Below are 14078 nucleotides of genomic sequence, written 5' to 3'. Positions count from 1 at the left end.
CCGGCGTGCCACACTGGTGTCGCCGGGCGGTTTTCGGAGGTGATGCCCTGTGGCGGCTCCAGCAGAGGCCAAACCTGACTTCCTGTTGCCCAACCACGAGGGGCCCTGGACGCTCGAAGACGTCCTTCAGTTGCCGGAAGACAACAGTCAGCGCATCGAACTCGTTGACGGGATGCTTTACGTGAGCCCGCTGGGGAGCTACCGGCACCAGCTGCTGGTGGGCAAAATGTTCGCAGCACTGGACAGTGCGTGCCCGTCGGAGTTCGCGGCGACCGTCGAACTCAACGTCGAGTTGACCACCGGCCGGTTGTTGATCCCCGACTTCACCGTGATCGAACCATGTGACGCCGACATCACGTTCCCGGTCTCCAACGTACTGCTCGCGGGCGAGGTGCTCTCCAAGAGCACTCGGCTGAAGGATCTGGTGGTCAAGCGCCAGGTGTACGCAGAAGCCGGGGTGTCCTATTACCTGATCATCGATCCGGTGAAGGACGTTCCAGAGGCGACCCTGCTCGAACTCGGCGACGAGGGTGAGTACATCGAGATCGCGCGGAGCGAGGACGGTGTGCTGACGCTCAAGCGGCCCTTCCCGGTCACCATCAAGTTCTAGCCGTAGAGCCACTCCAGTCGTTCGTGCAGGTCAGCCGTGGTCCACGAGGCGAACATCGCGTTGCGGGCGTCGGCGGCGGCACCGGCCGGGTGGTAGACCTCCCGTCCCATCAACCGTGAGACGTGGTGGACGCGCGCGGTCCTCTCTCCACGCAGAGACACGTACCGGGCAAAAGAGCCATTCACGTCCCGCGGGTCGAAGGTCGAAGCCAGGCACACGGCGTCCTCCAGCGCCTGGCACGCCCCCTGAGCCGCGTACTGCAGCACGGGATGGGCGGCGTCGCCGAGCAGCACGACGCGCGAGTCCTGCCAGGTGGTGATCGGTGCGCGGTCGCACAGCACCCACGCCCGCCACTCGTCGGCCAGCTCCATGATCCGCGTGGCGTCGTCGCACAACGGCGTGAAGTGCCGCAGCACCTCGTCGTGCTCGACGGGCTTGCCGGTCATCGGGTCCTGAGCGCCGTTGTCGGTCGTCGCCACGAGGTTCACATAGCGCCCACCAGCGATGACGTACCAAACGACGTGGTAGCGCGGCCCGGCCCAGAGCGTGACGACGTTCTCCTTGAGCTCACGCGGGACGTCCGAAGCCGGAATGACCGCGCGGAATGTCGTGTGCCCGGACACCTGCGGATCCCCGTCGCCCACGAGCTGCCGCCGCACCGCCGACCGCAACCCGTCCGCGCCGATCAACGCCGTCCCGTGTACGACGTCGCCCGAGCGCAGCACCGCGGTGACGCTCGAAGAGTCCTGCGTGTAGGCCTCGACGCCGCTGTTCACCCGCAGGTCGACGCGCTCGTCGTTCTGGCACGCGTCGAGCAACGGCGTGAGCACGTCGTTGCGGTGCACCACCGCATACCTGCCGAACCGCCTCACGAACTCGTCGTCGACCGGCAACGCCGAGATGAGCTTTCCGGAGATCCCGCACCGCAACCGCAGCTCGTCGACGTGCACGGCCCGCGACCGCACCACCGCGCCCACACCCAGCGAGTCGAGCATCCGGAACCCGTTGGGCCCCACCTGGATCCCCGCGCCGACCTCCTCGAACACCGCCGCGGACTCGAGCACGGTCACACGGTGACCTGCCCGTGCCAGTCCGAGTGCTGTAGCCAGACCACCGATGCCGCCACCGACCACCAGGACCGTCATGCGTCCGAGTATCTCGGCTCGGCGATCACGAACTCACTAAGAAGACCTTGCGGACCTCATACGAAGCTCACGTAGGTCGCGAACCCCTAACGAAGGAGCGTCGCAAGGAGACGCCGTGGAGGCCACCGGTACGGTGAGCGCGTGTTGAACGGCATCCTGGCCACGATCCCGAGCCCCGACCAAGGCGTGTGGTACCTCGGTCCGCTCCCCATCAGGGCCTACGCGCTGTGCATCATCGCCGGCATCATCGTCGCCATCTGGTGGGGTGAGCGCCGCTGGGTGGCCCGCGGAGGCATCAAGGGCGAGGTGACCGACATCGCCGTGTGGGCGGTGCCGTTCGGCCTCGTCGGCGGACGGCTCTACCACGTCATCACCGACAACCAGAAGTACTTCGGGCCGGGGAAGAACCCGCTCGCGGCGCTGGAGATCTGGAACGGTGGCCTCGGCATCTGGGGTGCGATCGCCCTCGGTGCGGTGGGTGCGTGGATCGGCTGCCGGCGCAAGGGCATCCCGCTGCCCGCGATGGCGGACGCGCTGGCCCCGGGCATCGTCGTGGCGCAGGCCATCGGACGGCTCGGCAACTACTTCAACCAGGAGCTCTACGGCGGCGACACGACGTTGCCGTGGGGTCTGGAGATCTACCGCCGCGTCACGCCGGACGGGCGGGACGACGCGCTGGCCGGTGTCGCGATCGACCACACGCCGCTGCAGGTCGTGCACCCGACGTTCCTGTACGAGCTGCTGTGGAACCTCGGTGTCGCGCTGCTGATCGTGTGGGCCGACCGCAAGTTCCGGCTGGGCCACGGGCGGACGTTCGCGCTCTACGTCGCGGGCTACACGGCCGGGCGGACCTGGATCGAGCTGATGCGCACGGACGAGGCGACGCTGATCTTCGGCACGCGCGTCAACGTGTTCGTGTCGGTGCTGGTGTTCCTCGGCGCGGTCGTCTACTTCTTCGTCGCCAGGTCGCGCGGCGAGCGTGAGGACATCGTCGCGCTGCGAGCCACCGACAAGCCCGCTGACTCCGAACCCGTCGTGGAGCAGCCGGACGACGTGGTCGAAGAAGACGTGCAGGACGAGAGCGACTCCAAGGAACCCGTCAGCTCCACGGAGTCCGTCAAACCGGAGTGATCTGTGCGCGTGCTCGTCGTCGAGGATGACGACCGGGTGGCCAGAGGCCTGCTGACCGCGCTGCGGCACGCCGGCTACGAGGTGCATCGGGTGGCCACGGCCGCAGACGCCCTCAAAGCCGCGCCGGCTGACGTCGTGCTGCTCGACCTCGGCCTGCCCGACGGCGACGGCCTGGACGTGCTGCGCGAGCTGCGGCACCGTCCGGGCACGGCGGTGATCACGGTGACCGCCCGCGGCGAGGAGCGCGAACGCGTGCTCGGCCTGCGGGCGGGTGCCGACGACTACGTGGTGAAGCCGTTCGGCACGTCCGAGCTGCTCGCCCGCATCGAGGCCGTGCTGCGCAGGACGCGCGCGCACCGCGCAGGGCCGGAGACCGAAGCCCCGGTCGAGGTCGGCCCGCTGCAGATCATCACCTCGACGCGCACGGTCACGCTCGCCGGGCAGCAGCTGTCGCTGACCCGCAAGGAGTTCGACCTGCTCGCGCTGCTGGCCACCCGCAAGGGCGAGGTGGTGAGCCGCGACTTCATCGTCGACCAGGTGTGGCAGGCCCACTGGGAGGCGCCGTCACGCACGCTCGACACCCACATCGCGGCGTTGCGCGGCAAGCTCGGTGAGCACGTCAAGATCGAGACGGTCCGGGGCGTCGGATACCGCCTGGCCACGTGACGAGGCTCCAAGAGACATCGACTGGCAGTTGCGGAACAATCACGGCTGATGCTCCGCCGACTGCTCGTCATCACCGTTCCGCTGCTCGTCGCCCTTGTCGCGGCGCTCGGCATCCCGTTGGCGTCCGCGGTCGTGCAACGCGAAACCCAGACCACCTACCTGGACCGGCTCGGTGACGCGCGACGGTTCGCGTCGCTGGCGGAGAGCGCGCTCCAGTCCGACCGGCTGCTCGCACTGGACTTCGAGATCCAGCGCTACGACCAGCTCTTCGACATCCCGGTCGCCCTGGTCAGCGCGGACAAGCGGCTGTTGCTCACCTCGCGGCGCGGCTTCAACCCGACCAACGATCCCGGCGTCGTCGCCGTGCTGAACGAGGCGCTCAACGGCATCCAGCCCGACACGGACTACTCGGGCTGGCCGTGGCGCACCGGCCCGATGGTCGTCGTGGAACCGGTCGGCCGCGACAGCGAGGCGGTCGCCGCGGTCGTCACCATCTCGCAGACCGGAGCTCTGCGCGCCGAGATCCTGCGGCAGTGGGGGCTCATGGCGCTGGCCGGTCTCGCGCCGATGCTGGCCGTGGTCGCCGCCGCCTGGCCCATGTCGCGGTGGGTGCTGCGGCCGGTCCGCAGGCTCGACGAGGCCACCGCGGCGGTCGCGGCGGGCAACCTCGACGTGCGCGCGGACGAGGTCGGCGGGCCTCCGGAGCTGCGCCGGCTCGCGCGCAGCTTCAACACCATGGTCGACGTCGTCGGCAAGGCCCTGAACAGGCAGCGGGCGTTCGTCGCCGATGCCTCGCACCAGCTGCGCAACCCGCTGGCCAGCCTGAGGCTCGCGGTCGACAACCTCTCGCCGCACGTCGAGGGCGAGCACGGCCAGGAGGCGCACCAGATCGCCGTTGAGGAGGCCGAGGAGATGGGCCGCGTGCTCGACACGCTGCTCGCCGCCACCCGCCTCGACAGCGCGCGCAAGACCGAGCCGGTCGAGATCGACCAGCTGCTGGTCACCCACAAGCCCTCCTGGCAGGCGCTCGCGAAGAAGTCCGGCGTCGATCTCAAGATCGAGATACCGGCCGGCCTCACCATGCAGGAACCGCCCGGCGGGCTCGGCAGCGTGCTGGACGAGCTGGTCAGCAACGCGCTGCGGCTCGCCAACGCCACCGAGGTCCGGATCACCGGTCGACCCGGTGAGCTGCACGTCGTCGACAACGGCGACGGCCTGAGCGACTCCGAACGTGAGCAGGCGCTGCAGCGGTTCTGGCGAGCGACCAAGCACCAGAACATCGCGGGCACCGGGCTGGGGCTCGCGATCTGCGCCGAGCTGATCGAGTCGGCGGGTGGCGAGCTCACGTTGCACGACGCCGGGCCCGGCCTCGACGTGAAGGTCGCTCTCAGCGCCTGACGATCAGCGCTTGACGGACCGGAACCAGCGCGCGGCGCCGTCGTGCAGCGGCACCAGACCGGTGGCGATGCCGGTGCGGACGTTGATCCGCGCCGCCTCGGGGTGGCCGCCCACGATCCGCGCGGTCTCGGTGAACACCGTGCGGGTGACGACCTCGACGACGTCCGCGCTCAGCGACTCGTGCGCGAGCAGCAGGTTCGGCACCGCGAAGGTCTTGTTCGACGGCAGCGCCTCGTAGGTCTTCGCGGGGATCGTCGCCGGGATGTACGGGCCGCGGAAGGTGTCCGCGAAGGCGATCGCCTCGTCCGGGATGTCGATCAGCCGCACGTTGCCGCGCAGATCGGTGATCGCGGGCGTCGGGATGCCGGTGAGCGCGAGCATCGCGTCGAGCCGGCCGTCGGCGACCCGGTGCGACGCCTCGGTGTGCGCCATGCGTTCGTCCATTGCGGACATGCCGAAGTGGTTCAGCATCCTCGTCGCGGTGAACTCGGTGCCGGAACCCTTGGGCCCCAACGAGATCCGCTTGCCCGCCAGGTCGCGGAAGTGCTCGATCGGCGAGACCGCCGGTACCGCGATCTGCATGAAGCTGTCGTAGAGCCGCCCGACCGCGCGCACGCTCTCGGGCACGTCGATCGGGTCCAAAGAGGACAACGCGAGCTGGGCTCTGCCGGACTTCAGCAGCTGGAGGTTCTCGACCGACGCCCCGGTCGGCAGCGGGATGACCTTGGTGCCGGGCAGCCGTTCAGCGAGCGCCTCGGCCAGGGCGCCTCCGACCTCGCGGAACACGGCACCGTCCGGCCCGGTCGCGAGCACCAGTTCAGGGGGTGCCTCGACCTTGCGCTGGGTACACCCGGCAAGAGCGAGGGTTGCCCCTACCAGGAGTGTGCGACGGCTGAGCGACACGGAGGAAGCCTAGCTGTTACGTCAGGACTGTCTGAAGTTTCCGTGTGTCGGCTTGTAGGTGACCGTGGCGCGGCTCACCCTCACTCCCAACGCGAAGTTCAAGGAGGAACCGTGGCGACCACGAGCACAGGCCGCAAACCGATCTACAAGCACCTTTACTTCTGGGTGCTGGTCTCCATCGTGCTGGGCGCGGCCGTCGGCTTCCTGTTCCCCAAACAGGCGTCCGAGATGAAGTGGCTCGCGGACCTGTTCGTCAACCTCGTCAAGGTCGTCATCGCGCCGACCATCTTCGCGACGATCATCGTCGGCATCGCCGGTCTCGGAAACCTGGCGAAGGCGGGCGGGCTGGCGCTGCGCACGATTCTCTACTTCACCGCGATGACCACGGTCGCGCTGGCGATCGGCCTCATCGTCGTCAACATCGTGCAGCCGGGTCACCACGGCGGCGAGATCCACCTGAACGCCGAGGCGGCCAAGGACACGCTGAAGTCCGCGTCCTCCGCCGAGACCGGAGTCACCGGCTTCATCCTGAGCCTGGTGCCGAAGTCGTTCGTCAGCGCCTTCACCGACGGTCAGCTGATCCAGGTCCTCGTGGTCGCGATCCTCGTGGCCGTCGCGGTCGCCGGCATGGGCGAGCGCGGTGCCAAGGTCGTGTCCGCCATGGAGACGCTCTCCAAGGTCATGTTCGGCATCATCAAGATCGTCATGTACGCGGCGCCGATCGGTGCCTTCGGCGGCATCGCCTACACCGTCGGCAAGTTCGGCGGCGGCATCCTGAGCAAGCTGCTGTGGCTGATGGGCTCGTTCTACCTGACGTGTCTGCTGTTCGTCATCGTCGTGCTCGGCATCGTGGCGCGGATCGCGGGCTTCAGCCTGCTGAAGTTCCTGCGCTACATCAAGGACGAGATCCTCATCGTGCTCGGCACCTCGTCGTCCGAGTCGGTGCTGCCGCGCATGATGGTCAAGCTGGAGGCGGCGGGCGCGCAGAAGTCGGTCGTGGGCCTCACCATCCCGACCGGGTACTCGTTCAACCTCGACGGCACCTGCATCTACCTGACCATGGGCGCCATCTTCATCGCCCAGGCCACCGGCCACGACGTGTCGCTCGGAGTCCAGATCGGCCTGCTGCTGTTCATGCTGATCGCGTCGAAGGGCGCGGCGGGCGTCACCGGCGCCGGCCTCGTCACCCTGGCCGCCTCGCTGCAGGCGTTCGAGGCGCACTCGGCCATCCCCGCGGTCGGCATCGCGCTGATCGTCGGCATCGACCGCTTCATGTCCGAGGCCCGCGCCATCACCAACGTGATCGGCAACGGCGTCGGCTCGCTCGTGGTCGCCGCCTGGCAGAAGGGGCTCGACAAGGAGCGCCTCACCGAGGTCCTGGACAACCCGGACCTGGTCGACGTGGACGAGCTGCTGGAGCGGCAGCACGCCGACGACAAGCTCGCGGCGGCTCACTAGACGTCCGTGGCCGGGGGCGTCTCTCCCCGTCGCCGGCCACGAGACCAGCAAGCTCCATGAATGCCGAGGTCCCGTTCTCCCCGCATGCGGCGCGGGGAGAACGGGACCTCGGTCTTTCAGCGCAGGAATCCTTCGAGGGCGTCCAAGACATCGTCGAGTGCGCCCTCGGTGAGCCAGACGGCACGCGGACACTTCTCGGCCAACGAGCTCGCCAGGAACCGGCATGGCCGGTCGACGGGGTGGCGGTGCGGGACTCCAAGAACCCGGAAGGCCTGGCCCTGCGGTTCTCCCGCGCGGCCTGGTCCGGTCTTTTGGCCCTGAACAACGGAGTGGACGGTGGCCGACCGGCCACAGCTGGTCACGAGTGAACGTCCACTAACTGAGACGACCATGGGCTGAACAGCCAAGACGACCGTGCACCCGGTAGAACTGCTGTTAAACCGTGATTGTCACGCAGCTCTCACCCCGCTGGCGGGGGTTGAACGTTCGGTTACGCTAACTCAGCCGTAACGAAGCTCGACGTCCGCTGCAATGTCGCTCAGCGCTGGGAAATCGTTACGCTTCCATGACCTAGATCACCCATTGGCGGGTGTCCCTGGGTTTCGCGGCTGTTAAAGTCGCGTCAACACGCGGGCCATCGTCGTCCCGTGCTCCCACCTGTTGGTACGAGGTCTGAGCACGAGGACATTGTTCTTTAGCGAGGACGACGAAGGAGGTCTGCGCAGTGATCTTCTCCGCCATCCCCGGCCCCCAGGGTCTTTACGACCCGGCTGATGAGCGCGACGCCTGTGGTGTCGCCATGGTGGCCGACATCCAGGGCAGGCGTTCGCACGGCATCGTCGTCGATGCTCTGACAGCGCTGGCCAACCTGGAGCATCGTGGTGCCGCGGGCGCCGAACCCACCTCGGGTGACGGTGCGGGCATCCTGCTTCAGCTGCCGGACGAGTTCTTGCGCGCGGTCGTCGACTTCGACCTGCCGGAACGCGGGCAGTACGCGGCGGGAATCGCTTTCCTGCCGTTTGAATCCGAAGAACGCCTCTCCGCAATGCGGGACATCGAGCGCATTGCCGAAGAGGAGAACCTCGTTGTTCTCGGCTGGCGCGATGTTCCGGTCGACGCCGAGAACGCGAATGTCGGGCCGACCGCGATGTCGGTGGCGCCGCACTTCGCGCAGCTGTTCGTGAAGGGCACGCGGGACGAGTCCGGTATCGCGCTGGACCGCCTGGCTTTCTGTCTGCGCAAGCGGGTGGAGCACGAGGGCAGCGTGTACTTCCCGTCGCTGTCCGCGCGCACGATCGTCTACAAGGGAATGCTGACGACCGAGCAGCTGCCGGCGTTCTTCCCCGACCTGCACGACGAGCGCCTCTACACGGCGATCGCGTTGGTGCACAGCCGTTTCTCCACGAACACGTTCCCCTCGTGGCCGCTCGCGCACCCGTTCCGGTTCGTCGCGCACAACGGTGAGATCAACACCGTTCGCGGCAACCGCAACCGCATGCGCGCCCGCGAGGCGTTGCTGGAAAGCGATCTCATCCCCGGCGACCTCGCGCGGCTCTTCCCGATCTGCGACCCCGAGGGCTCGGACAGCGCCAGCTTCGACGAGGTGCTGGAGCTGCTGCACCTCGGCGGCCGCAGCCTGCCGCACGCGGTGCTGATGATGATCCCGGAGGCGTGGGAGAACCACGCCACGATGGACCCGAAGCGCCGGGCGTTCTACCAGTTCCACGCGTCGCTGATGGAGCCGTGGGACGGTCCGGCGTGTGTCACCTTCACCGACGGCGAGCTCGTCGGCGCGGTGCTCGACCGCAACGGCCTGCGCCCGGCCCGCTGGTGGCAGACCAAGGACGGCCGCGTCGTGCTGGCGTCCGAGACCGGTGTGCTCGACGTGCCGTCCGACCAGGTGGTCGCGAAGGGCCGCCTGCAGCCGGGCCGCATGTTCCTGGTGGACACCGCGCAGGGCCGCATCGTCGACGACGAGGAGTTCAAGTCGGGGCTGGCCTCGGAGTTGCCCTACGACGAGTGGCTGCACGCCGGTCTGCTCGACCTCGGCGACCTGTCGGACCGCGAACACGTGGTGCAGAGCCACGAGTCGGTCGTGCGCCGCCAGCTCACCTTCGGCTACACCGAGGAGGAGCTGCGGATCCTGCTGACGCCCATGTCGATCATGGGTGCGGAGCCGCTCGCCTCGATGGGCACGGACACGCCGGTCGCGGCTCTCAGTCAGCGTTCCCGGTTGCTCTACGACTACTTCGTGCAGAACTTCGCGCAGGTCACGAACCCGCCGCTGGACGCGATCCGCGAGGAGATCGTCACGTCCGTCTCGCGGGTGATGGGCCCTGAGCAGAACCTGCTCGACCCCGGCCCGGTCTCGTGCCGCCACGTGACGCTGGACTACCCGGTCATCGACAACGACGAGCTCGCCAAGCTCATCCACATCAACGACGACGGCGACCTGCCGGGCTTCGCCTGCACCGTCCTCTCCGGACTGTATGAAGTGGACGGTGGCGGCGAGGCTCTCACGGCGGCGATCGAGCGGGTCAGGCGCGAGGCGTCGGAGGCCATCGCGAACGGTGCGCGCACGCTCGTGCTGAGCGACCGCGACTCCGACCACCGGATGGCGCCGATCCCGTCGCTGCTGCTCGTTTCCGCGGTGCACCACCACCTGGTGCGCACCAAGGAACGTCTGCGCGTCGCGCTGGTCGTCGAGTCCGGTGACTGCCGCGAGGTCCACCACGTCGCCGCGCTGCTGAGCTACGGTGCCGCCGCGGTGAACCCGTACCTCGCGTTCGAGACGATCGAGGACCTGATCAGCCAGGGCGCCATCACCGGTGTCCCGGCGCACAAGGCGATCCGCAACTACGTCAAGGCGCTCGTGAAGGGCGTCCTGAAGATCATGTCGAAGATGGGCATCTCGACCGTCGGCGCGTACACCGCGGCGCAGATCTTCGAGGCGGTCGGCCTGTCCAACGACCTGCTGGACGAGTACTTCACCGGCACGCAGTCGAAGCTCGGCGGCGCCGGTCTCGACGTGCTCGCCGAGGAAGTGGCGCTGCGCCACCGCCGTGCGTTCCCGGACAACCCCACCGACCGCGCGCACCGCAGGCTCGAGGTCGGCGGCGAGTACTCGTACCGCCGCGAGGGCGAGCTGCACCTGTTCACGCCGGAGACGGTGTTCCTGTTGCAGCACGCCACGAAGACGCGCAAGGAGGACGTCTTCCGCCAGTACACGGCGGAGGTCGAGCGCATCTCGCGGCAGGGCGGCACGTTGCGCGGCCTGTTCAAGTTCCGCACCGAGGGCCGCACGCCGATCCCGATCGACGAGGTCGAGCCGGTCAGCTCGATCGTCAAGCGCTTCAACACCGGCGCCATGTCGTACGGCTCGATCTCGGCCGAGGCGCACGAAACCCTTGCCATCGCGATGAACCGTCTCGGCGGCCGCTCGAACAGTGGCGAGGGCGGCGAGGACCGCGAGCGCTTGTACGACCCGGAGCGCCGTTCGGCGGTCAAGCAGGTCGCGAGTGGACGGTTCGGCGTCACGAGCGAGTACCTCGTGAACTCCACGGACATCCAGATCAAGATGGCGCAGGGCGCGAAGCCCGGCGAGGGCGGCCAGCTGCCCGGCTTCAAGGTCTACCCGTGGATCGCGCGCACCCGGCACTCCACGCCGGGCGTCGGTCTCATCTCGCCGCCGCCGCACCACGACATCTACTCGATCGAAGACCTGGCGCAGCTCATCCACGACCTGAAGAACGCGAACGAGCAGGCGCGCGTTCACGTGAAGCTGGTCTCGTCGATCGGTGTCGGCACGGTCGCGGCGGGAGTCGCCAAGGCGCACGCGGACGTCGTGCTGATCTCGGGCTACGACGGCGGCACCGGTGCTTCGCCGATGAACTCGCTGAAGCACGCCGGCACGCCGTGGGAGATCGGGCTCGCCGAGACGCAGCAGACGTTGCTGCTCAACGGTTTGCGCGACCGCATCACCGTCCAGGTCGACGGCGCGATGCGCACCGGCCGCGATGTCGTCGTGGCGGCGCTTCTGGGAGCCGAGGAGTTCGGCTTCGCGACCGCGCCGCTGATCGTCGCGGGCTGCGTGATGATGCGCGTCTGCCACCTGGACACGTGCCCGGTCGGCGTCGCCACGCAGAACCCGGACCTGCGCGCTCGCTACACCGGCCAGGCCGACCACGTGGTGAACTTCTTCGAGTTCATCGCGCAGGAAGCCAGGGAACTGCTGGCGGAGCTCGGTTTCCGCACGATCGACGAGGCCGTCGGCCACGCCGAGCTGCTCGACAAGGACGACGCGATCGAGCACTGGAAGACCGAGGGCCTGAACCTCGAGCCGGTGTTCGAGGTGCCGGAAACCCCGTACCCGACGGCGAAGCGCAAGATCCGCGACCAGGACCACGGCCTGGACAAGGCCCTGGACCGCACGCTGATCCAGCTCGCCGAGGCGGCGCTGGAGGACGCGCACCAGGTCAACCTGGAGCTGCCGGTCCGCAACGTCAACCGCACCGTCGGCACGCTGCTCGGCGCCGAGGTCACCCGTCGCTACGGCGGCGAGGGCCTGGAGGACGACACGATCCGGGTGAAGCTGACCGGTTCGGCCGGCCAGTCGCTCGGCGCGTTCCTGCCGCGCGGCATCACGCTGGAGATGGTCGGCGACGCCAACGACTACGTCGGCAAGGGCCTGTCCGGCGGGCGGATCATCGTCCGCCCGCACGACGACGCGCCGTTCCGCGCCGAGGACCAGGTGATCGCGGGCAACGTGATCGGCTACGGCGCCACGGCCGGCGAGGTGTTCCTGCGCGGCCGGGTCGGCGAACGCTTCTGCGTCCGCAACTCCGGCGCTTTGCTGGTGGCCGAAGGCGTGGGCGACCACGCGTTCGAGTACATGACCGGTGGCCGGGCCGTGGTGCTCGGGCCGACCGGGCGCAACGTCGCGGCCGGCATGTCCGGCGGCATCGCGTACGTGCTCGACCTGGACCCGTTGTCGGTGAACCAGGAGATGGTGCAACTGCAGCGCCTCAACGCCGAGGACCTGCGTTGGCTCAAGGACGCCATCACCAAGCACCACAAGGCGACGGACTCCGCCGTCGCCGCGTCGCTGCTCGGTGACTGGACCCGGCGGGCCGGTGCGTTCACGAAGGTCATGCCCGGCGACTTCCAGCGAGTGATGGACGCGATGCGCCTCGCTCGCGCTGAGGGCCGGGACGTCGACCAGGCTGTCATGGAGGCGTCTCGTGGCTGATCCACAGGGTTTCATGAAGTACTCCCGCTCCGAGGCGCCGAAGCGTCCGAAGCCGGAACGGTTGCAGGACTGGAACGAGGTCTACCTCCACGAGGAGCCCGCGGAGCGCAACGCCGCTGTGCGCACGCAGGCCACTCGGTGCATGGACTGCGGCATTCCCTTCTGCCACAGCGGAACCGCGGGCTGTCCACTCGGGAACCTGATCCCGGAGTGGAACGACCTGGTGCGCCGCGGCGACTGGGAGCTCGCCTCGGACCGCTTGCACGCCACCAACAACTTCCCGGAGTTCACGGGTCGTCTGTGCCCGGCGCCGTGCGAGGCCGCCTGTGTGCTGTCGATCTCGCACGACGCGGGTGGCGCGGTCGCGATCAAGCGGGTCGAGGAGACCATCGCGGACATGTCGTGGGAGAACGGCTACGTCCAGCCTGCCCAGGCGACCGTGTCCTCCGGCAAGCGCGTCGCGGTCGTCGGTTCCGGACCGGCCGGCCTGGCCGCCGCTCAGCAGCTGACCCGTGCCGGGCACGAAGTGGTCGTGTACGAGCGGGACGACCGGCTCGGTGGCCTGCTGCGGTACGGCATCCCCGAGTTCAAGATGGAGAAGAAGGTCCTCGACCGGCGGCTGTCGCAGCTTCGCCGTGAGGGCACCAAGTTCGTGACCGGCTGCGAGGTCGGCGTCGACATCACGGTCGAGCAGTTGCGCGCGGAGTTCGACGCCGTCGTGCTGGCCGTGGGTGCTCTGCGCGGCCGTGACGACAAGACGACGCCGGGTCGTGAGCTCGCCGGTGTGCACCTCGCGATGGACCACCTGGTGCCCGCGAACCGCGCTGTCGAGGGCGACGGCCCGTCCCCGATCTCGGCCGAGGGCAAGCACGTCATCGTCATCGGCGGTGGCGACACGGGCGCCGACTGCTACGGCACCGCGACCCGCCAGGGCGCGCTGTCCGTGACGCAGCTCGACCAGTACCCGATGCCGCCGAACGTGCGCGACGACGACCGCTCGCCGTGGCCCGTGTGGCCGCACATCCTGCGCACCTACCCGGCGCACGAGGAGGCCGGCGAGCGCCGCTTCACCGTGGCGGTTCGGCGCTTCGTGGGTGACGACGACGGCCACGTGCGTTTCATCGAACTGCAGCAGGTGCGTGTCGAGAAGGACTCGTCCGGCCGCCGCTCGGTCGTGCCGCTGTCCGACGAGATCGAGGTCCTGCCCGCGGACATGGTGCTGCTGGCGATCGGCTTCGAGGGCGTCGAGCACATGCGGCTCCTGGACGACCTGGGCATCTCGCTGACCACGCGCGGCACGATCTCGTGCGGCTCCGACTGGCAGACTTCGGCGCCCGGTGTGTTCGTGTGCGGCGACGCGCACCGCGGTGCTTCCCTGGTGGTGTGGGCGATCGCGGAGGGCCGGTCCGTGGCCAACGCGGTGGACAGCTTCCTCACCGGGTCCTCGAACCTGCCCTCGCCCGTCATCCCGAACCAGCTTCCGCTCGCTGTGGTCTGACAACGGCGTCAGATCAGCGGA

Annotated in this window: 10 protein-coding genes; 8 read left to right on the top strand and 2 right to left on the bottom strand. The window is 68.6% G+C overall.

Annotated elements, in window-relative coordinates; genetic code table 11:
• Nucleotides 1–49 precede the first annotated feature (49 nt).
• Complete coding sequence (locus tag ABZX92_RS09430; RefSeq protein ID WP_355555761.1) at nt 50–610, top strand: Uma2 family endonuclease; 561 nt, start codon at nt 50–52, stop codon at nt 608–610.
• Here the strand turns inward: ABZX92_RS09430 and ABZX92_RS09425 are convergent.
• Nucleotides 607–1755, bottom strand: coding sequence for an FAD-dependent monooxygenase (locus tag ABZX92_RS09425; RefSeq protein WP_355555759.1), 1149 nt, complete (start codon nt 1753–1755; stop codon nt 607–609). The genes ABZX92_RS09430 and ABZX92_RS09425 overlap by 4 nt on opposite strands.
• A gap of 144 nt (nt 1756–1899) precedes the next feature.
• Between ABZX92_RS09425 and lgt the strand changes: the two genes are divergently transcribed.
• From lgt to ABZX92_RS09410, 3 genes are read left to right on the top strand one after another with little or no spacing between them, the layout of a single operon-like run.
• Complete coding sequence (lgt, locus tag ABZX92_RS09420) at nt 1900–2886, top strand: prolipoprotein diacylglyceryl transferase (RefSeq protein WP_355555842.1); 987 nt, start codon at nt 1900–1902, stop codon at nt 2884–2886.
• A gap of 3 nt (nt 2887–2889) precedes the next feature.
• Entirely contained in the window at nt 2890–3552 is a 663-nt protein-coding gene (locus ABZX92_RS09415) for a response regulator transcription factor (protein WP_355555757.1), read from the top strand.
• A gap of 48 nt (nt 3553–3600) precedes the next feature.
• Nucleotides 3601–4950, top strand: coding sequence for a HAMP domain-containing sensor histidine kinase (locus tag ABZX92_RS09410; protein ID WP_355555755.1), 1350 nt, complete (start codon nt 3601–3603; stop codon nt 4948–4950).
• A 3-nt stretch (nt 4951–4953) separates the two neighbouring features.
• Here the strand turns inward: ABZX92_RS09410 and ABZX92_RS09405 are convergent, their stop codons facing one another.
• A complete protein-coding gene (locus ABZX92_RS09405; protein ID WP_355555753.1) occupies nt 4954–5853 on the bottom strand; it encodes a TAXI family TRAP transporter solute-binding subunit in 900 nt (299 codons plus the stop codon).
• A gap of 111 nt (nt 5854–5964) precedes the next feature.
• Here ABZX92_RS09405 and dctA point away from each other — a divergent pair, with 111 nt between their 5' ends.
• The 4 genes from dctA to ABZX92_RS09385 all read left to right on the top strand — a co-directional run bounded on the left by dctA (nt 5965) and on the right by ABZX92_RS09385 (nt 14057).
• Nucleotides 5965–7311, top strand: a complete 1347-nt coding sequence (dctA, locus tag ABZX92_RS09400; RefSeq protein ID WP_355555751.1) for a C4-dicarboxylate transporter DctA — start codon at nt 5965–5967, stop codon at nt 7309–7311.
• 56 nt (nt 7312–7367) lie between these two features.
• Nucleotides 7368–7679, top strand: a complete 312-nt coding sequence (locus ABZX92_RS09395) for a DUF397 domain-containing protein (RefSeq protein ID WP_355555750.1) — start codon at nt 7368–7370, stop codon at nt 7677–7679.
• 356 nt (nt 7680–8035) lie between these two features.
• Nucleotides 8036–12559, top strand: a complete 4524-nt coding sequence (gene gltB, locus ABZX92_RS09390) for a glutamate synthase large subunit (protein WP_355555749.1) — start codon at nt 8036–8038, stop codon at nt 12557–12559.
• Entirely contained in the window at nt 12552–14057 is a 1506-nt protein-coding gene (locus ABZX92_RS09385; protein ID WP_355555747.1) for a glutamate synthase subunit beta, read from the top strand. Before gltB ends, ABZX92_RS09385 begins: the two co-directional genes overlap by 8 nt.
• Nucleotides 14058–14078: the final 21 nt, after the last annotated feature.

It is taken from the genome of Lentzea sp. NPDC006480 (genome assembly GCF_040611995.1).
Classification (GTDB): Bacteria; Actinomycetota; Actinomycetes; order Mycobacteriales; family Pseudonocardiaceae; genus Lentzea.
Note: the sequence above shows the minus strand (reverse complement) of the source record. Positions and strands in the feature narration are given on the sequence as shown.

Excerpts from the sequence above, each read along its gene's own strand:
- ABZX92_RS09425 (WP_355555759.1), bottom strand. The coding sequence starts at position 1,755 with ATGACGGTCCTGGTGGTCGGTGGCGGCATCGGTGGTCTGGCTACAGCA.
- ABZX92_RS09410 (WP_355555755.1), top strand. The coding sequence starts at position 3,601 with ATGCTCCGCCGACTGCTCGTCATCACCGTTCCGCTGCTCGTCGCCCTT.
- ABZX92_RS09395 (WP_355555750.1), top strand. The coding sequence starts at position 7,368 with ATGAATGCCGAGGTCCCGTTCTCCCCGCATGCGGCGCGGGGAGAACGG.